Here is an 18,386-nt window from a genome sequence, read left to right on the forward strand (position 1 = left end):
TGACCTCTCCTGTTGTCATCAGCACTACTGGCCCGGGATCAGCCTGCTGAGGATCGGGTACAGCACGCCCGCGACGACGCCTGCACTCAGCCAGCTCAGGTTGACCCCGTTCGCCAGCATGCTCCACGGCCCGCTGAAAACTGAACTGCGGTAGAACATCAGACCTACCACGCTTCCGGCCACCCACGCCGTCATCCCCGCCGCGTTGACTCCGCCCCAGTACCAATACTTTCCGCCACGGCGTCCCTCGTTGAACACTTGGAGGTCCCGGACGTCGTAGTCGCCTCGCTGGCGAATCAGGCCCGCGATGACGATGCCCGCCCACGCGGCGGTCACGACACCGAGAATGGTCACCAACGCTTCGACGCTGCTCTTGATATTCCACACCAGCCCGCCGAGGTAGACGAAAACGACGGCGACGCCGCTGAGGATCAGCGTGGCGACCGGGCGGCTGATCCGGCGCAGGATCGACGCCAGATCGAGTCCGCTGCCGTAAAGGCAAAGCGCCCCCTGGCCAAGCGTTCCAGCGAACCCGATGAGGATGACGGGGACCATGAACGCTGTCGGCGTAATGCCCATCAGGCCGGAGATGTAGTCCGAATTCAGGTTCCCGATCGCATAAGCGGTGAAGGCGCCGAAGGTCATGGAGAAGGCGACGCCGAGAAAGCCGCCGAGCCCGAGGGCACCGGCCACCCGAAGGTCGCTGTGCCGCCGGCGGGAGATGTAGCGCGTCCAGTCATTGGTGAAGATGGAGTAGCCGAAGACCGATGCGGCGCCGATGGTCATCGCCAAGGTCCAGGTCGGCCAATAGCCGCCGAGAGCGTAGCTCGGCGAAAGCTGGTGGTTGTGGAAACGACCGGCGTAGACGAAGAACCCGATCAGTATCAAAGTGCCTGCGGTCGGGATCAGCCACCTGTTCAGCCGCACCAGGTGATCGTGGCCCACGATGGTCGTGTAAGCGCAGACGATGGCCATCAATGCGTAGCTGATCGCAAGCGCGACCTTGCCGTCGGACATGCCGAAGAGCTGGTGGCCGCCGTAGACGATGACCTGCCCGCCGGTCCATACCGAAATGGCGAAGAAGCCGACCGAGGCGCACACCGAGATCAGCGTGCCGTTGAGCCGCCCGATGACGCCGAAGAAGACCCCCGCACTGACCGGACCGTTCGTACCGGTCCGTGGCCCGAGAAGTGCTGTCGGGGCAAGGATCACGGCGCCGACGGCAGTCCCCGCGATGATCGCGGAGAACGTCGCCCACCAGGAGAGCCCCAGCGTGGCCTGGACGTAGCCGAGGAGGATGGCGGCAAAGGTGAGATTCGAGCCGAACAAGTTGGTGAAGAGGTTGAGGGGCCGGGATGTGCGATCCTCCTCGGGGATGTATTCCACGCCGTACTGTTCGACCGCAGTGCGTGCTCGATCGTCGGTGTCTGCGGACATCATTTTGAATCAGCGCAGGGATTCGACGAAGCGACCGAGCTCGACGCACACCGTGTCGGGGAGCTCGACCGTGGGGAAATGCGTCACGCCATGCAGCCGCCGCCAGCTGAACCACGGATTCCCGGCCGCGAACTGCTCGTGCAGCTCGTCGTACCCGGACGCCGGCTCCTGGGAGAAGAGGTGCCGGATCGGCCGCGGCGAGGCGATCTTCTCCATCCGCGCCATCGGCGAACCCCAGGTGACGTAGGCCTTCTCCACGGCCTTGTTCCCGCTGAGCCACGTTTCGAAGCTGTGCCCGGGGAATGTGTTGCTGAGCCACATGTCCTGCAACGCCGGGTGCGTGGTCCCGCCTGCCCACTGAGCGAAGATCTTCGCCCGTGCCTCCCGCCACGTCTCGCGATGCTGCATCGCGTGCACCAGCTCGATGAACTCTTGCGGCGGTGAGGTCATGATCAGGTCGACGAGCATGACCCCCGGGACCCGCGCGGCTCCGAGCTGATCGGCGATGTCCAGCGCCGCCCACCCGCCCTGGGAGATCGAGACCGGCACGAACCGCTCCACCTCGAGGATGTCCAGCAGGGCCACGGTGTCAGCGACCTGCTCCTCCCTGCCGAACTCGGCGATCGGTGTCCGGTCCGGCCCGTGCGCCCGCCAGTTCACCCGGATCACGCGATACCCGGCGGCGATCAACGGAGTCATCATGCGGTCGAAAACGCGGTGATCACCGCCCCAGCCACTGAGGAGCACCAGCGCCGGCCGTTCGAGGTCGTGGCCGTGCTCGTCGAAGGCGATCTGCATCCCGTTGATCGTCATCGTGTACAGCATCAGAATCGTTCTCCCATCACTCACCGGCGAACACATCCCGCGTATCGCAGGTCGACTTGCGATACGGGCAGAAAGCTAGCACCTGGGCAGCTCGCTTCGCAAGTAGACTTGCGTTCGGGCCAAACCGTCGCGCAGGCGAGCCGGAATGCAGCCGCGAGGACGGCGAGAATTCTCTTTGCGTGCCGGGGAAGTCGGGCTTGGACAAAGGGGCCGGTTTTCCCGATATGAAAGGCATCCCGTGGTCGCGCGTCCGGCCCCCGACGTGGTAGGTCTGTGGCATGACGACGCGCATCGACCGGGTGGCCGGATTCGACCTGCCGGTGTGGCTGCCCGAGGGCGGCACCGGACCCGGACTGCTGCTAGTGCATGAGATCTTCGGGCTGGACGGGTACCTGCGCTCAGTGGCCGAGGAACTGGCCGCCGACGGGTACGTGGTGGCGGTGCCCGACCTGTTCTGGCGGACCCATCCGGGCTGGTCCTCGGCGCACGACGACCAGGGGGTGGCCGCCTCGATGGCCGTGGCGGACAAGTTCGACCATGCCGACGGGATCACGGACCTCACCTCGGCACTCGCGCATTTGCGCGGGCTGCCGGAGGTCTCCGGGAAAGTGGGCGCCCTCGGGTTCTGCCTTGGCGGCTCGCTGAGCTTCCAGCTGGCCGCGCAGGCCGACCCGGATGCAGTGGTGTCGTACTACGGCTTCACGGTGTCGGCCAACCTGCACCTGCTGCCCCAGATCAGTTGCCCGGTGCAGATCCAGTTCGGCGGCAAAGACCAGTTCATCCCGCGCGACGCAGTCGCCGAGGTGGAGCGGGCGGTCGCAGGCCGGGCGAACATCGAGATGTACGTGGAGGAACTGGCCGGGCACGCCTTCCTCAACCACAGCGCCCCGCAGTTCCACCAGCCCGAGCCGGCCGCGCGCGCGTGGCAGCGCACTCAGGAGTTCCTGACCAGGACCCTGAGGTCATGAAGGTGCGGGACACCCAGATCCCCAGCCGCTGCCCTGGTCGGTCGTGGCGCCACGTTCACCGCGCACGCCACCGACGTGCGGTCGGCCGGCTTCGGCTACGGTTCGTTCATGGACCTTGTGCGCCGCATCGACCGCGCCACGGGTGAGTTCCTGCTGTTTGCCCTGACGCCGCCGCGCCTGGCCACCGCTCACGCACGCGTTCAAGAGATCGCCGACGCCACCATGGCTCGCTTGCGCCCGTTGAATCTCGACGGCCTGATCCTCTACGACATCGACGACGAAGCAGCTCGTAACCCCGCACAGCGCCCGTTCCCGTTCTCGTCGACCCTCGACCCGGCGCACTATCTCGCGAACAACTTCACGAGCTGGCAGACCCCGGTCATCGTCTACCGAGCGGTCGGAAAGTACGCACCGTCGGAGCTGCGGTCATGGTTGGCGGCCCAGGACCCGGCGCGCGTGATGACAGTTCTCGTCGGCGCGTCGTCCAGCAAGGTCGACGGCCGGACCTCACTCGCGGATGCTCAAGCACTGCGACGGGACGCCAACCCCGGTATGTCGCTCGGCGGCGTCGCGATACCAGAACGGCACAGCCGCCGGGACGACGAACATCTGCGACTGCTGGCGAAGCAGGCTGCCGGTTGCCGATTCTTCGTGACTCAGGTGGTCTACGACGTCAACGCAGCGAAGAACCTCGTCTCCGACTACCACTACGAATGCGTCGCACGCGGACGAGCACCCGTTCCGATCGTCTTCACCTTCTCGGTCTGCGGATCGTTGAAAACACTCGACTTTCTGCGGTGGCTGGGCGTCGATGTACCGCGGTGGATAGAGAACGACCTCAGGCACGCGGCCGACACCCTCGAAATGTCGTATCAGGTGGCCGTCGCGGCGGCTACCGAACTGATGACCTACTGCCGCAGCCTGAACGTTCCGTTCGGCATCAACGTCGAAAGCGTCTCGATCAGGCGCGAAGAGATCGAAGCATCCGTGCGACTTGCCGCACAACTTCGGACGGAGATCAAGGGCTGATCGCGGGTCCGGCTGAAACTCTCAGGCAGAACCCAGCCCAAGCCCGCTCAACACAACCCGAGCCCCCCGGACCAGCTCCTCCTCATCAGGCGGCCGTACCGACCCGGTCCCGGCCAGTGCGTCGAAAATCGACCCCTCGATCCACCCGATCACCACCCGCGTATCCGCCTCCGGCGTCAAAGACCCAGCCGCCGCAAGGACTTCCGCGCACCGACGCCGAAGCTCGGCCCCACCCGCGTCATACCGCCCCCGCAACTCCGGCCGCCGGGTGGCCTCGAGCGCGAACTCGTACCGCGCCAGCATCCGCGTCCGCCCACGGGTGATCGACGCATGCACCACCCCACCGAGAAACTCCGCCAACCGCCCCGCCGGCGGCGCCACCGCCACCTGGTCAAGCTCGACCATCCGATCCGCCGCCAGCTCCAGCAACGCCACCCGGGTCCGCGCGTAATACGACGTCGACCCCGCAGGCAACCCGGCCGCCCGATCGACCGCCCGATGTGTCAGCCCCCGCATCCCCTCGGCCGCGATCACCTCGAGCGCCGCGTCACCAATGACCGCAATGCGTTCCACCCCCAGGACACTACCGGTGTAGAGTCCTCTACAAAAGTAGAGGAGGTCGGCAATGGCACGGCACGCAGTAGTGGTCGGCGGCGGCATCGGCGGTCTGGGCGCAGCAATCGGCCTGCACCGCGTCGGCTGGCAGGTCACCGTGCTGGAACGCGCCCCCGAACTCATCGCCATCGGAGCAGGAATCTCGTTGTGGCCCAACGCGCAACGCGCCCTTACCGCACTGGGTGTAGCCGCCCGAATCGAACCACAGCACGGCGGCGGCCTGCTCGACTGGCGCGGCCGCCGCCTGGCCCGCTGGAACGCCGACGCATACGTGCGCCGCCACGGCCTCCCCCTCGGCGCGATCCACCGGGCAAACCTCATCGATGCCCTGCGGTCGGCATTGCCATCGGACTGCCTCAAGACCGGCGTCGAGGTGACGAGCGTCGAACCGGACGGCGTGGTACACCACGCTTCCGGCTCACTCGAAGCCGACCTGGTCGTAGCCGCCGACGGCATCAACAGCCCGATCCGCCAGTCGTTGTATCCATCCGCCCGAGTCACCTACTCAGGCGGCGCCGCCTTCCGCGGCGTCGCCCGGCTGCCGACGACTCCGCAACTGAGCACAACCTGGGCCGCCGGAACGGAAATCGGCGTCCTCCCCCTGCCTGACGACCAGGTGTACTGGTGGGTCTCCGAAGCCCGCCCGGCCGGAATCCGCCACGACGACGTCCGCGAATACCTGGCCACGAAGTACGCCAGCTGGCACGCCCCGATCCCGCAACTGATCGCCGCCACGAAGGAAATCCTGCTCCACGACACCCACCACCTGGCGACCCCGCTACCCACCTACGTCCGCGGCCACGTCGCCCTCCTCGGCGACGCCGCCCACGCCATGCCCCCATTCCTCGGCCAAGGCGGCTGCCAGGCCTTGGAAGACGCCGTGGTACTGGCCAGCGCCGCTGCGACCGAGTCCACAGTGGACAATGCGCTGCGCCGTTACGACGCGGAACGCCGCCCCCGCAGCCAGCACGTCGCCCGCGCATCAATCAAGGCCGGAGCCAGCGGACCACTGCTGCGCAACCCGGTCGCCGTCACTCTGCGCGCCGGGCTCACCCGGCTCCTCCCGGCCACCATCACCACGCGCGTCGGGTCGGGCATCAGCCGCTGGCAACCCCCAGTCCTCACGCCAGCCCAGCCTCATACGCCGTAACCGCCGCTCGCACCCGATCAGCCGCCGCCCCTCACACCAGCCCAGCCTCATACGCCGTAATCGCCGCCTGCACCCGATTCCGCGCGTCCAGCCGGGTCAAGATCGTGCTCACATGCGCCTTCACCGTGCCCTCCACCACAAAAATCCGAGCCGCAATGTCCGCATTGGACAGTCCCTCGGCCAGCAGCGCCAGCACTTCCCGCTCGCGCGTGGTCAGCGCGTCCACCCGCGAACGAGCCGTCGCGGCACGGCTCAGCCTGCTGCCGGACAAGCGGGTGATCACCCGGTGCGCGACCTTCGGCGAAAGAAACGCCGCGCCGTCCGCCACCGCGTGCACTCCGGCCAGCAGCTCGCGCGGATCGCCTGCCTTCAGAAGGAATCCGCTCGCGCCGAGGGCCAGCGCGCGTTCGATGTAGTCGTCCTCGCCGAAGGTCGTCAGGATCAGCACCCCGGTGTCCGGCAGCAGCCGCCGGATCTCCTCGGCTGCGGCCAGCCCGTCGAGGCCGGGCATGCGGATGTCGAGCAACGCGACGTCCGGCCGGTTCGCCCGCGCCAGCTCGATCGCCTCGCGTCCGTCCGCGGCCTCTGCGACCACCTCGATGTCCTTGTCCGACCCCAGAATCGCGGCCACCCCGGCCCGGATCATCGCTTCGTCGTCGGCGAGCAGCACACGGATCACTGGGTGTCCTCACTGTAGAAGTCCTTGCTGACCAGCTTTCCATCGGCGAAGCACAGCCGGTACGCGGCATACTCCCCGTCGACCCACGACCGTCCCGTCCCGTAGTACTCGCATGTCGCCCCCGGCGGCTGCGGCGGTTCCGGGTACGGCCGCGCGCTGCGTTGCCGCTTGGGCAGCAGCGCGGCGAAATCGGCCCGCGGGGTGCCGACAGTGATCCGCGCGTAGTCCTCCGGCGACAGCTCGGACGTCGACCACTGCACGAGGAACGTCACCCCGGCGCCGCCGAGCACCACGCCGAACAGCAACAGCGGCACCACGATCGCCTGTACCAGACTCCACCGCACGCTGCGGCGGGCGAGCTCGAGCTCCCGCGCCGCCTGCCCGACCACCTCGTCGTCCGGCTCCGGCGCGGGCGCTGCGTCGTGCGGCAGCCGCGCAGCCACTTCGAAACCACCGCCAGACGGTTCCGCCTGCAAGCTTCCGCCAACCAGCCGTACGCGCTCGCGCAACCCGATCAAGCCACGTTGCCCCGACGCACCAGGCAGCGGACCCGCGGGCGGCGCGGCGTTGCGTACGCGTACGTCGGTCGCTTCGGCGGTACTCGTGACCGTAACCGACACCGCGGCACCAGGCGCATGCTTCGCTGCGTTGGTGAGCGCTTCCTGCACAACGCGATACACGGCGCGCGCGACCATCGGAGGGGCACCGTCGAGACTGTCAAGCCGCGCGTCGATCTCGATCCCCGAAGCACGCGCGCGGTCGACAAGCTCCCCCGGGTCGCCCTGCACCGGCTCGACCGGCGCGGCGTCCTCGCGCAGCACGCCGATGATCTCGCGCAGCCGTTCCGTCGCTGTCGCCGCGCCCGCGCGCAGTTGACCCGCGGCCTCGCGCTGATCGTCATCGAGTCCGCCGGCCACCTCCAGCGCGGCGGCCCGCACCGCGATGAGGCTGAGCTCGTGTCCCAGCGAATCGTGCATGTCGCTGGCGATCCGCGCGCGTTCACGCAGCCGCGCTTCCTGCGCGACGAGCCGGTGCCGGCTCTCCATCTCCCCGGCGCGTCGCCATCCGGCGCGCGCGAGTTCCTTCCGCAGCCGCACGTGCCGGCCGAGCAGACACGGCGCGACGCCCGCGAACGCGAGCACGCCGAGCATCGCGCCCCAGGCGTCGAACCCGGCCGGAGGCAGCAGCAACGACAGGAGCAGCCCGCCGACCGCAAACACGAAGAAGCTGAGCACGACCGCCCGCACGCGGGTCAGCCGCAGCCCGGCGAGGTAGGACACCACGACCATGAGGAAGAACTCCCACACGGCCACCCGCCCGCCCCAGCCGAACGCGACGACCAGCGCCGTCGCCATCCCCACTGCCAGCGAAAACGCCGGGTACGCGCGAGCGGTGACCATCGCCAGCGTCACCGAGACGAGGCCGTAGACGAGCTCCCATGGGTGCGGGTTGAGTGGCGCGTCGAGCGCGACGCAGCCGCTCAGGAACGCCCAGAGCAGCACGTCGAACGTCACGCGCCACCGGCGCCGGGTCACCTCCCTCATCCCGTCGACGCTACAAGGGCCGCGCGTGTCGTCACCACTGCCGAAAGTCAAGGTCAGCCCCGCGGGTGCATGATGAGCGGCATGGCTGAGCGCACTCTGGCCGACCAGCTCGGCGGCCCGCTGCCGGACGGCATCGAAACCTTGCCTGAGCAGCACAAACAGGACCTCGCGGCGGCACTGCGAGACGCCCGGCACCGGCAGGCGCAAGCCCTCGCCCGCGCGGGTGAGGAAAGCCTGAAATACGTACCTGCCCTGCTGCGGGGCGCGGTGCGGAAAGCGGTCGGCCTGTGAACCCGGAGATCCTCAAGCTCGCCCGGGTACTCGACGTCGCCCCCGAGCGGCTCGGCTACCTCGCCGACGTCGACCAGGGCGAGGTACGGCTGCTGCGCGAACAGGTCACCACGACGCTGTTCGACGCGAACGTCGTCGTGCTCGAACGAATGGCGCTGGCGAGCAGACTGCTTCCGGCGCCGATCGTCGCGAAGATCGCGGAGAAGGTGTTCGGCCCGCTGCTGTGCGCGCGGATCGCCGGGCTGGTCGACGTGTCCCGCGGAATCGACGTGGCGAAACGGCTGTCACCGAAGTTCCTCGCGTCGGTAGCAGCCGAAATCGACCCGCGGCGCGCGACGGCGATCATCACGCGGATCCCAGTGCCGACAGTCGTGGCGGTGGCCGAGGAACTCACGCGCCGGGAAGATTGGATCACGCTGGGCCGGTTCGTCGGACACCTGCCGGACGACACGGTCCGCCGCTGCATCGGCCTGCTGGACGACGCCGGTCTACTGCACACCGCGTACGTACTGGACGACAAGGACCGTGCCGACCACGTACTCGGCTTACTCGCCGACGGACGGCTGACTGACCTGGTACGCACGGCCGCCGCGGACGAGTCGCTGTGGGAACCGGCGCTGGACGTGCTGGCGCACCTTGGTGAAGCCCGCCGCGCTGCAGTTCGGCCGCTGCTGGACGAGCTGCCAGACGGTCTGCGAGCCCGCGTTCAGGCCATGATCAGGTAGATCCCGTACCCGATCACGGCAGCACAGACGGCAAAACACACGACGGCGCCGGTGAGCTGCATCGTGCCGGTCCCACCGTTCGCGCGGGCGGTGACGCGCTCGGACAGGCCGCGCACACCGTACGCGAACAGCCCAGTGAGCACGACGGCCGCGGCGAGCGCAACGACGAACACGATGCCGAGGCCGCTCCAGTTGATGTTCACGTGGTTGCTCCTTCAGGCTGTCCGGTTGCGGTCCACGCTGTGTGCTGCTCGGTTGATGCGCACGCTGCGAGCTTTTCGGCTGTCCGGGTTGATGCGGGCGCCGCGTTCTTTCAGACCGGCCCGGTTGATGCTCACGCCGTCTTCCTTCAGACCGGCCCAACCGATACTCACGCCGCGTTCCCTCAAACCCGCCCGATCGATACTCACGCCGGATTCCCTCAAACCCGCCCAACCGATACTCACGCCGGATTCCCTCAAACCCGCCCAACCGATACTCACGCCGGATTCCCTCAAACCCGCCCAACCGATACTCACGCCGGATATCGTGCCCCAGCTGCCCCGGGTGGACACCGCGGCAGCGACGGCGCCGACGATCGCCGCGGCGGGCAGCGTCAGCGCCCAGGCGATCACCATCTTGCCCGCGACGCCCCAGCGGACCTCGGCGAGCTTGCGGCCCAGCCCGGACCCGATGATGCCACCCGACGTGACGTGCGTGGTGGACAGCGCGAACCCGAGGTGCGACGAGGCCAGAATGACCGCCGCGGAGCTCGTCTCGGCCGCGAACCCTTGCGGCGTCTGGATTTCCGTGAGCTTCTTGCCCATCGTCTGGATGATCCGCCACCCGCCGAAGTACGTGCCGAGCGCAATTGCCGCCCCGGAAGCGAGGATGACCCAGAGCGGCGGGTTCGAGCCGGGAGCGAGCGTGCCGCCGGCGATCAGGGTGAGCGTGATGACGCCCATGGTCTTCTGTGCGTCGTTGGTGCCGTGCGCGAGGGAAACCAGGCTGGCCGAAAGGACCTGCCCGGTCTTGAACCCCTTGCCGACGACGTCCTGGCGCGCCCGCGCGGTGATCCGGTAAGTGAGAAAAGTCCCGACGAGCGCAACGATTCCCGCCACCACCGGCGAGGCCAGCGCCGGAATCAGCACTTTTTCCACGACCTTCGCGAAGTGCACGGCGTCCGCACCGGACGCAATCCAGGTCGCGCCGATCAACCCACCGAACAGCGCATGCGAAGAACTGGACGGCAACCCGACGAGCCACGTCACCAAATTCCAGACGATCGCCCCGATCAACCCGGCGAAAATCACCACCGGCGTGACTTTGGCGTCGTCGACGATGCCACCGGAAATCGTCTTGGCGACCTCGATCGAGAGAAACGCCCCGACGAGATTCAGGACCGCCGAGATCGCCACCGCAACCCGCGGCTTGAGCGCCCCGGTGGCAATCGAGGTGGCCATCGCATTCGCCGTGTCGTGGAACCCGTTGGTGAAGTCGAACGCCAGCGCCGCGACGATCACCACCAGGACGATCAGAGAAAAGTCCATGCCCGCGTCTCCAGTCCGGAGTGTCCTGCAGCTCCTGACGCTACCGATCAGCCCCAGACACCCAGATCCCTCGACGAGTGGCGAGTGGTTGAACTCTGCATGAACCGGCGCGCGCAAATGAGCGGGTCTCCGGCTGTTCACCTGCCGGTCGGCAACCGGCCGGGATCCGCCGGTCCGGTGAAGGCGTGACTGCCAGGCAGGATCGGCATGGCGAGACCGGCACGGCGGGATTGGGCTTGGCGGGATTGGGCTTGGCGGGATCGACACGGCCGGGTCGGCACTGCCGGTTCGGCTTCGCGGGAGTCGGCTGACGGCGGTCGGCGCGGCACCGGAACCGGAACTGCCGAGCCGCCCGAAGACCGGCCTGGCAACACTCGATGGGGCACCTGCCCCGCGGAGCAGCTAGCAACGTTCGGCGCAGCACCCGACACCGCCGAACCTCGCGAACCGGCCCGGCAACACACAACGCACCGCCCGAAACCCCGAACCTCCCGCGGACCAGCCCAGCGACGCTCGCCGCACCGGGCGCCCGAAAACACCGCACGTCACGCAGAACCAGCCCAGCCACACTCGCCGCACCGGCCACCGAAACCGCACGTCACGCGGAACCAGCCCGGCAACACTCCCGCAGACCCGGAAACCCCGTCACCCGGCGTCCCGGCTGCGGATTACCTCATCCGCACTCCCTTCCGCCACACTGCGTGGGTCAGCGGTACCCCTGGGCGGTACGCGAGGTGGGTCGTCGATGGGGCGGCCAGGACGTGCACGTCGGCGCGGGCGCCTGGGCGCAGGTAACCCACGTCGCCTCGGCGGAGGGCTTGGGCGCCGCCTGCGGTTGCGGACCATACGGCCTCGTCGATGGTCATTCGCATTTGCAGTACTGCCGTCGTCACGCAAAAGGCCATCGACGTCGTGTACGAGCTGCCTGGGTTTGCGTTGCTTGCCACCGCGACCGTCGCGCCTGCGTCGAGCAAGCGTCGCGCCGGGGCTAGGGGGTGGCGGGTCGACAAATCGCACGCGGGGAGCACCGTTGCGACCGTGCTGGACGACGCGAGTGCCTCGACGTCTGCATCGCTCAGGTACGTGCAGTGGTCGACGCTCGCTGCATCCAGCTCCACTGCCAGCTGGACACCCGGGCCCTCACCGAGCTGGTTGCCGTGCACCCGAAGCCCGAGACCCCGTTGCGCGGCGGCCTTGAGCACCCGCGCCGACTGGGCCTCGTCGAATGCGCCGGTCTCGCAGAACACGTCCGCCCACCGGACGTGCGGCGCGACTGCGTCCAGCATCTTCCCGCACACGAGGTCCACATAGGACTCGGCGTCGGCGCCTGGCGGCACGAGGTGCGCACCGAGGAACGTCACCTCGTCGGCAACCGTCGCGGCGATCCGGGCCGAGCGGGCCTCGTCGGCGACCGTCAGGCCGTACCCGGTTTTCGTTTCCAGGCAGGTGGTTCCCTGCGCGGTCGCTTCCTCGACATGTCGACAAAGATTCGCCAAAAGCTGGTCGTCCGACGCGGCCCGCGTTGCCTCGACGGTGACGGCGATTCCGCCTGCGGCGTAAGCCTGTCCGGCCATCCGTGCTTCGAACTCGGCCGTACGGTCGCCTGCGAACACGAGGTGCGTGTGGCTGTCGACCCAGCCCGGCAGCACCGCCCGGCCCTCGACGTCCACGCGCTCGTCGGCATCCGGCGCCTGCGCGGCCGGACCGACCCACGCGACCGTGTCACCGTCCAGCACCAATGCGGCGTTGCGCAGCTTGCCGAGCTCCGGGTCGTTCGTGGTGAGCTCGCCGATTCCGGTGATCAGAATTGCCACAGCGCCTCGATCTCCTTGGCCAGTACGGTCTCCGGTCGTTCGATCAGCACGTGCACCCCATCGCGCACCACTTCGCGGCCTGCCACCACGACCGTCCGGACGTCGGCCGCCGTTGCCGCGAACAACACTCCCGACGGTTCGATTCCGGCGGTCCGCACGGTGCCCAGCGCGACGGTCACGAGATCAGCCCCGGCACCAACCGCAATTGCGCCGTTCTCCGGCCAGCCCGCGGCGACGTGGTCGGTCCCGGCGGCGAGCAGCTCGTCCGCGGTGAACCGGCCGCGTTCCTCGCTGGCCAGCCGCTCGTCGAGTTCGAGCGCTCGGGTTTCCTCGAACGCGTCGACCACCGCGTTGCTGTCGCTCCCGACGCCGAGCCGGACCCCCTCGTCGAGCAGGCTCCGTGCCGGGCCGATGCCGTCGCCGAGGTCCCGTTCGGTGGTCGGGCAGAAACACGCGCCCGCCCGGGATTCGCCCAGCCACTTGATGTCTTGCGTCGTGAGATGGGTGGCATGGACCGCGGTGAGCCGCTCGTCGAGCAGGCCGTAGTCCCACAGCATCCCGGTGGGTGTCCAGCCGTAGGCCGCTTCGCACTGCTCGTTTTCCGCCCGCTGCTCCGACAGGTGGATGTGCAGCGGACGGTCTCGCGGCACCGCGTTGCCGACCTCCGGCAGCTCGTGCTCCGGCACCGCACGCACCGAGTGAATCGCCCCGCCGACGCGGAACAACTCGTCCTCCTTCAGCAACGCGACCCGTTCCGCCCACCTTTCGGCGGAACCATCGGAAAACCGCTGCTGTACCTCGTCCGGTGGCTGGCCGATTCCGCCCGCGAGATAACAGGTGTCGAGCAGCGTCAGCCGAATCCCGGCGTCACGGGCGGCTTTCCGCAGCGCATCGCCCATTGCGTTGGGCGACGCGTACGGCGCGCCGCCCGGCCCATGGTGCAGGTAGTGGAATTCGGCGACGCCCGTGTACCCGGCCAATACCATTTCCGCATACACGCCCCGCGCGAGCCGGTAGTACGCGTCGGGATCGAGCCTCGCAGCCAGCGAGTACATCCGCTCCCGCCAGGTCCAGAACGTGCCCCGCCCGTGGTGCGTCCGGCCACGCAGCGCGCGATGGAACGCGTGCGAATGCCCGTTGGCGAACCCGGGCAGCGTAAGTCCGTTGAGGACGGTCCCGGCTCGCTCCGCCCCAAGGGTCACCGAGCCGATCCGGCCGTCGAGCACCTCGATCCGGACCGCCTCCGCGATCCCGCCGGGCAGCCAAGCCCGTTCGCACCAGTACGTGGTCATTTCGCGAGCCGCTCCAGCACGTCGGCGAGCGCGCGGGCACCAGCCTCGACGTCGTCGACCTCGGCGAATTCCTCCGGCGCATGACTGATTCCCGTCGGATTTCGCACGTAAAGCATTCCGCACGGCACGAATCCGGCCAGAATCGCCGCGTCGTGCCCGGCGCCGGTGGGCAGCTCGGGCGGACTGCCGAGCCACTCCCCCAGCGACCGCCGCAACGCCTCGTCGAACACCACGTCGTCGGAGTACGACTCACGCGTGACCGCCAGCGTGCACCCCTCCTCCTCGGCCGCCTGCCGCGCTGCCCGCGTGATCTCCTCGACCAGCTCCGGCGTCGAAGTACCGGGTACGCGGGCATCCAGCCAAAGGTCCACAGTGGACGCAATCACGTTGGTACCACCTGGTGTGGGCACCAGCCTGCCGACGGTCGCCCGCGCATCCGGCCGCGTCCGTGCCTGCCGCCGTACCGCCAGTACCGTCTCCGCAGCAGGCAACATCGGATCGACCCGATCCGCCAGCAATGTGGCACCGGCGTGATTGCCCTGTCCAGCGAACGAAAACCGCCACCGGCCATGCGCGATCACGGTGTTGCCCACGGCCACCGGCGACCCGAGGTCGATCAGCCCTCGCCCTTGCTCGACGTGCAGCTCCAGGAACTGCCCGATCAACCCCAGCCGCTCCGGATCCGCACCGGCCCGCTCGACGTCCAGCCCGGCCTTCGCCGCCGCCTCGGCGAACGTGACCCCGTCCGGATCACGCAACCCGCGAGCCCGGCCGGCATCGATCGTCCCGGTGAGCAGCCGCGAGCCGAGGCACGGTACCCCGAACCGGCCGCCCTCCTCCTCGGCGAACACCACCACGGCGAACGGCCTTCCCGGCCGAAAGCCCTTGACCTGCAATGCTTCCACCGCAGCCAGCGCGCTGACGACCCCGAGCGGCCCGTCAAAGGCACCACCGCCCGGTACCGAGTCCAGATGACTGCCGGTCACCAAGGCGTCCGGACCGGGCGCGCCCCACCATGCCCACAGATTGCCGTTGCGATCGGTCTCGACGTCGAGGCCCAGCTGCTGCGCGCGTTCGACGAACCAGGTACGCAGGTCGTGCTCCGGCGAGTCGAACGCGTGCCGCGAGTACCCACCGCGCCGCGCGTCGCGGCCGACGTCGGCGATCTCGCCGAGCAACCCGGATGCGGTCATGCCTGCTCCCGCATCGGAATCCGTACCCCGCGCTCGTCGGCGACCTCGGCCGCCCGGTCGTAACCGGCATCGACGTGCCGGATCACGCCCATGCCCGGGTCGTTCGTGAGCACCCGTTCGAGCTTCTGCGCGGCCAGTGGCGTGCCATCCGCGACCGACACCTGACCCGCATGGATCGACCGGCCCATGCCGACGCCGCCACCGTGATGGATCGACACCCAGCTCGCCCCGGACGACGTGTTGACCAGCGCGTTCAGCAACGGCCAGTCCGCGATCGCGTCCGACCCGTCGGCCATTCCCTCGGTCTCGCGATAGGGCGAGGCCACGCTGCCCGAGTCGAGGTGGTCACGGCCGATCACCACCGGCGCCTTCAGCTCTCCGCTGGCCACCATCTCGTTGAACCGCAGCCCGGCCAGATGCCGTTCGCCGTAACCCAGCCAGCAGATCCGGGCGGGCAGCCCCTGGAATGCGACCCGCTCCCCGGCCAGCCGGATCCAGCGGGCGAGCGACTCGTTCTCCGGGAACAGCTCGAGCATCGCGCGGTCGGTGGCTGCGATGTCGTCGGAGTCCCCGGACAGCGCGGCCCAGCGGAACGGCCCGTTGCCCTCGCAGAACAGCGGCCGGATGTAAGCGGGCACGAATCCGGGGAAGTCGAACGCGCGCTCGCAGCCGCCGAGTTTTGCCTCACCACGCAGGGAGTTGCCGTAGTCGAACACCTCGGCGCCGCGGTCGAGGAACCCGAGCATGGCGTCCACGTGGTCGGCCATCGAGTCCCGCGCGCGGTCGGTGAACTCGTCCGGCTTCTTGGCCGCGTAGTCGGGCCAGTCGTCCACACTGACGCCCTTCGGCAGATACGACAGCGGATCGTGCGCCGACGTCTGATCCGTGACGATGTCCACCTCGACTCCGCGACGCAGCAACTCCGGCAACACCTCGGCGGCATTTCCCACCACCGCAACAGAAAGCGCCCGCCGCTCCTTCTTCGCCGATGTGACGCGGTTGATCGCGTCGTCGAGGTCGTCGGCCACCTCGTCGAGGTACCGCGTTTCGACCCGCCGGTGCGCTCGCTGCGGATCGCACTCCACCACGAGCGCCACGCCGTCGTTCATCGTGACGGCCAGCGGCTGCGCACCACCCATCCCGCCCAGCCCGGCGGTGACCGTGAGCGTGCCGCGCAGCGTGCCGCCGAAACGCTTCTTCGCCACCGCGGCGAACGTTTCGTACGTACCCTGCAAAATGCCCTGCGTGCCGATGTAGATCCATGACCCGGCCGTCATCTGGCCGTACATGGTGAGGCCCTGCTGCTCCAGCCGGCGGAACTCCGGCCAGGTTGCCCAATCGCCCACCAGGTTCGAGTTCGCGATCAGCACCCGTGGCGCCCACTCGTGCGTGCGGAACACGCCGACCGGCTTGCCGGACTGCACCAGCAGCGTCTCGTCCAGGTCCAAAGTGGTCAGTTCGCGGGTGATCGCGTCGAAGCTCGCCCAGTTGCGCGCGGCCCGGCCGGTCCCGCCGTAGACCACCAGGTCGTCGGGCCGCTCGGCGACCTCGGGGTCGAGGTTGTTGTGGAACATCCGCAGCGCGGCCTCGGTCTGCCAGCTCTTCGCGGTGAGCGTGGTACCCCGGGCGGCGCGGACGGTGCGGGCGGTGCTCATCGAACCTCCAGTTCGGCCGCGGCCAGGACAGCGCCCGACCGCACGAGTTCTTCGGCGGCCGCGATCTCCGGCGCCAGATGACGGTCCGGCCCCGGGCCGGGAACCTTGGTACGCAACAGATCCCGCACGCGTCCGGTGACCGGCGACGGCGCGAGCGGCGCCCGCATGTCGAGCGCACGGGCGGCGGTGAGCAGTTCGACCGCGAGCACGGTGGTGAGCCCGTCGACCGCCTTGCGCAGCTTTCGCGCGGCCGACCAGCCCATCGACACGTGGTCCTCCTGCATGGCGCTGCTCGGGATCGAATCCACCGACGCCGGCACGGCCAGCCGCTTCAGCTCGCTCACCACCGCAGCTTGTGTGTACTGCGCGATCATGTGCCCGGAATCGACCCCCGGGTCGTTCGCGAGGAACGGCGGCAGCCCGTGCGACCGAGCCTGGTCGAGCATGCGGTCGGTGCGCCGTTCGGCGATGCTCGCGACGTCGGCGACCGGGATGGCCAGGAAATCGAGCACATACGCGACCGGCGCGCCGTGGAAGTTCCCGTTCGACTCCACCCGGCCGTCAGCCAACACCACCGGATTGTCCACCGCGGACCGAAGTTCCCGGTCCGCGACCAGTTCCGCATGCGCCAGCGTGTCCCGCGCCGCCCCGTGTACCTGCGGTGCGCAGCGCAGCGAGTACGCGTCCTGTACCCGGTTGCAATCCGGACCACGGTGGCTTTCCACGATTTTCGAACCCTGCAACGCCGCGAACATCCGTGCGGCACTGGTCGCCTGGCCCGGATGCGGCCGTAACGCCTGCAGATCGGCAGCAAAAGCCCGATCAGTACCCAGCAATGCCTCGACGCTCATCGCCGCCGTGAGGTCCGCGATGTCCAGCAACCGATGCAGATCGACTGCAGCGAGCAGGAGCATGCCGAGCATCCCGTCGGTGCCGTTGGTGAGCGCCAGCCCCTCCTTCTCGGCCAGCACGATCGGCGTGATCCCGGCCGCACGCAACGCATCCGCAGCCGGTTTCTGCACTCCCTCGTGCACGACCTCGCCCTCACCCATCAACGCCAGCGCGACGGCCGCCAGCGGAGCAAGATCGCCGGAACACCCGAGCGAACCGTACTCGTGGACGATCGGCGTGATACCGGCATTGAGCAGCGCCGCAAGCGTTTGCGCCGTTTGCGGGCGCACGCCGGTGTACCCGCTGGCCAGCGTGCGCAAGCGCAGCACCATCAACGCCCGCACCACTTCCGGCTCCACCGCTGGCCCGGCGCCCGCGGCGTGCGAACGGATCAGGCTGCGTTGCAGCGCAGTGCGGCTCTCCACGGGGATGTGGCGCGTGGCGAGCGCGCCGAAGCCCGTGGAGACGCCATAGGTCGGCGACGTAGCGTCGGCCAGCTTCTCGATGTGCTGGCGGGTGGCGGTGAGGTTCTTCTCGACCGCTTCGGCGAGCCCGACGTGCGCGTGTCCGCGGACGACGTCGACGACCTCTGCCGCGGTCATCGGCTGCGAGCTCAGAAGGACTGATTCCGGCATGCCGCCATTGCACCCTCCGGCAAGCCCCGGCGACAGGGCGGGTTTCCGGGTAGTGTCTGGTATCCAAGACAATACGTGGCGGGAGCCTCGGCGCCCGGAGCGAGAGTCCCCTTC

17 protein-coding genes are annotated in these 18,386 nt (G+C 68.7%); 5 read left to right on the top strand and 12 right to left on the bottom strand.

The window, feature by feature from the left end; translation table 11 throughout:
• Window positions 1–24 precede the first annotated feature (24 nt).
• Both OO71_RS14680 and OO71_RS14685 read right to left on the bottom strand, forming a co-directional pair.
• Entirely contained in the window at window positions 25–1,437 is a 1,413-nt protein-coding gene (locus OO71_RS14680) for a purine-cytosine permease family protein (protein ID WP_162186071.1), read from the bottom strand.
• 9 nt (window positions 1,438–1,446) lie between these two features.
• On the bottom strand, window positions 1,447–2,286 hold the full coding sequence (locus OO71_RS14685) for an alpha/beta fold hydrolase (protein WP_245633669.1): 840 nt from the start codon (window positions 2,284–2,286) through the stop codon (window positions 1,447–1,449).
• A 254-nt stretch (window positions 2,287–2,540) separates the two neighbouring features.
• Here OO71_RS14685 and OO71_RS14690 point away from each other — a divergent pair, with 254 nt between their 5' ends.
• Both OO71_RS14690 and OO71_RS14695 read left to right on the top strand, forming a co-directional pair.
• The gene (locus tag OO71_RS14690) at window positions 2,541–3,230 is read left to right on the top strand and encodes a dienelactone hydrolase family protein (protein WP_033290295.1); all 690 of its coding nucleotides are present in this window, start codon (window positions 2,541–2,543) and stop codon (window positions 3,228–3,230) included.
• Between the two features lie 108 nt (window positions 3,231–3,338).
• A complete protein-coding gene (locus tag OO71_RS14695; protein WP_033290424.1) occupies window positions 3,339–4,259 on the top strand; it encodes a methylenetetrahydrofolate reductase in 921 nt (306 codons plus the stop codon).
• Between the two features lie 21 nt (window positions 4,260–4,280).
• Here OO71_RS14695 and OO71_RS52175 read toward each other — a convergent pair whose 3' ends face one another.
• The gene (locus OO71_RS52175) at window positions 4,281–4,775 is read right to left on the bottom strand and encodes a TetR/AcrR family transcriptional regulator (protein ID WP_051791572.1); all 495 of its coding nucleotides are present in this window, start codon (window positions 4,773–4,775) and stop codon (window positions 4,281–4,283) included.
• Window positions 4,776–4,884: 109 nt separating this feature from the next.
• Here OO71_RS52175 and OO71_RS14705 point away from each other — a divergent pair, with 109 nt between their 5' ends.
• Complete coding sequence (locus OO71_RS14705) at window positions 4,885–6,024, top strand: FAD-dependent monooxygenase (RefSeq protein ID WP_084144946.1); 1,140 nt, start codon at window positions 4,885–4,887, stop codon at window positions 6,022–6,024.
• Between the two features lie 31 nt (window positions 6,025–6,055).
• On the opposite strand, the gene OO71_RS14710 is transcribed toward OO71_RS14705, so the two are convergent.
• Together OO71_RS14710 and OO71_RS14715 are read right to left on the bottom strand one after the other, a co-directional pair.
• Complete coding sequence (locus OO71_RS14710) at window positions 6,056–6,703, bottom strand: response regulator (RefSeq protein ID WP_033290297.1); 648 nt, start codon at window positions 6,701–6,703, stop codon at window positions 6,056–6,058.
• Window positions 6,700–8,247, bottom strand: a complete 1,548-nt coding sequence (locus tag OO71_RS14715) for a sensor histidine kinase (RefSeq protein ID WP_033290298.1) — start codon at window positions 8,245–8,247, stop codon at window positions 6,700–6,702. Before OO71_RS14715 ends, OO71_RS14710 begins: the two co-directional genes overlap by 4 nt.
• Before the next feature lie 81 nt (window positions 8,248–8,328).
• Here OO71_RS14715 and OO71_RS14720 point away from each other — a divergent pair, with 81 nt between their 5' ends.
• Together OO71_RS14720 and OO71_RS14725 are read left to right on the top strand one after the other, a co-directional pair.
• Window positions 8,329–8,538: a hypothetical protein gene (locus tag OO71_RS14720; RefSeq protein ID WP_033290299.1), complete on the top strand. Its 210-nt coding sequence runs from the start codon at window positions 8,329–8,331 to the stop codon at window positions 8,536–8,538.
• Complete coding sequence (locus tag OO71_RS14725) at window positions 8,535–9,263, top strand: hypothetical protein (protein ID WP_033290300.1); 729 nt, start codon at window positions 8,535–8,537, stop codon at window positions 9,261–9,263. Before OO71_RS14720 ends, OO71_RS14725 begins: the two co-directional genes overlap by 4 nt.
• Here OO71_RS14725 and OO71_RS14730 read toward each other — a convergent pair.
• From OO71_RS14730 to hutH, 7 genes are all read right to left on the bottom strand, one after another.
• Complete coding sequence (locus tag OO71_RS14730; protein ID WP_033290301.1) at window positions 9,245–9,466, bottom strand: hypothetical protein; 222 nt, start codon at window positions 9,464–9,466, stop codon at window positions 9,245–9,247. The genes OO71_RS14725 and OO71_RS14730 overlap by 19 nt on opposite strands.
• A 12-nt stretch (window positions 9,467–9,478) precedes the next feature.
• Window positions 9,479–10,792: an inorganic phosphate transporter gene (locus OO71_RS14735; protein WP_245633670.1), complete on the bottom strand. Its 1,314-nt coding sequence runs from the start codon at window positions 10,790–10,792 to the stop codon at window positions 9,479–9,481.
• A gap of 668 nt (window positions 10,793–11,460) precedes the next feature.
• The gene (gene hutI / locus OO71_RS14740) at window positions 11,461–12,606 is read right to left on the bottom strand and encodes an imidazolonepropionase (RefSeq protein WP_033290302.1); all 1,146 of its coding nucleotides are present in this window, start codon (window positions 12,604–12,606) and stop codon (window positions 11,461–11,463) included.
• Window positions 12,594–13,898 (bottom strand): formimidoylglutamate deiminase, encoded by a 1,305-nt coding sequence (locus OO71_RS14745; protein ID WP_033290303.1) that lies wholly within the window; start codon window positions 13,896–13,898, stop codon window positions 12,594–12,596. The genes hutI and OO71_RS14745 overlap by 13 nt, the downstream gene beginning before the upstream one ends.
• On the bottom strand, window positions 13,895–15,091 hold the full coding sequence (locus OO71_RS14750) for an allantoate amidohydrolase (protein ID WP_033290304.1): 1,197 nt from the start codon (window positions 15,089–15,091) through the stop codon (window positions 13,895–13,897). The genes OO71_RS14745 and OO71_RS14750 overlap by 4 nt, the downstream gene beginning before the upstream one ends.
• Window positions 15,088–16,746: a urocanate hydratase gene (gene hutU / locus OO71_RS14755; RefSeq protein ID WP_033290305.1), complete on the bottom strand. Its 1,659-nt coding sequence runs from the start codon at window positions 16,744–16,746 to the stop codon at window positions 15,088–15,090. Before hutU ends, OO71_RS14750 begins: the two co-directional genes overlap by 4 nt.
• Window positions 16,743–18,272, bottom strand: coding sequence for a histidine ammonia-lyase (hutH, locus tag OO71_RS14760; RefSeq protein WP_033290306.1), 1,530 nt, complete (start codon window positions 18,270–18,272; stop codon window positions 16,743–16,745). The genes hutU and hutH overlap by 4 nt, the downstream gene beginning before the upstream one ends.
• Window positions 18,273–18,386: the final 114 nt, after the last annotated feature.

The sequence above is a fragment of the Amycolatopsis jejuensis genome, assembly GCF_000717335.1.
Classification (GTDB): domain Bacteria; phylum Actinomycetota; class Actinomycetes; order Mycobacteriales; family Pseudonocardiaceae; genus Amycolatopsis; species Amycolatopsis jejuensis.

Bases quoted from the DNA above. Each gene is read 5' to 3' on its own strand.
- OO71_RS14680 (WP_162186071.1), bottom strand. From the start codon at position 1,437: ATGTCCGCAGACACCGACGATCGAGCACGCACTGCGGTCGAACAGTAC.
- OO71_RS14690 (WP_033290295.1), top strand. From the start codon at position 2,541: ATGACGACGCGCATCGACCGGGTGGCCGGATTCGACCTGCCGGTGTGG.
- OO71_RS14695 (WP_033290424.1), top strand. From the start codon at position 3,339: ATGGACCTTGTGCGCCGCATCGACCGCGCCACGGGTGAGTTCCTGCTG.
- OO71_RS52175 (WP_051791572.1), bottom strand. From the start codon at position 4,775: ATGCGGGGGCTGACACATCGGGCGGTCGATCGGGCGGCCGGGTTGCCT.
- OO71_RS14705 (WP_084144946.1), top strand. From the start codon at position 4,885: ATGGCACGGCACGCAGTAGTGGTCGGCGGCGGCATCGGCGGTCTGGGC.
- OO71_RS14715 (WP_033290298.1), bottom strand. From the start codon at position 8,247: ATGAGGGAGGTGACCCGGCGCCGGTGGCGCGTGACGTTCGACGTGCTG.
- OO71_RS14720 (WP_033290299.1), top strand. From the start codon at position 8,329: ATGGCTGAGCGCACTCTGGCCGACCAGCTCGGCGGCCCGCTGCCGGAC.
- OO71_RS14735 (WP_245633670.1), bottom strand. From the start codon at position 10,792: ATGGACTTTTCTCTGATCGTCCTGGTGGTGATCGTCGCGGCGCTGGCG.
- OO71_RS14745 (WP_033290303.1), bottom strand. From the start codon at position 13,898: ATGACCACGTACTGGTGCGAACGGGCTTGGCTGCCCGGCGGGATCGCG.
- OO71_RS14750 (WP_033290304.1), bottom strand. From the start codon at position 15,091: ATGACCGCATCCGGGTTGCTCGGCGAGATCGCCGACGTCGGCCGCGAC.
- hutU (WP_033290305.1), bottom strand. From the start codon at position 16,746: ATGAGCACCGCCCGCACCGTCCGCGCCGCCCGGGGTACCACGCTCACC.
- hutH (WP_033290306.1), bottom strand. From the start codon at position 18,272: ATGCCGGAATCAGTCCTTCTGAGCTCGCAGCCGATGACCGCGGCAGAG.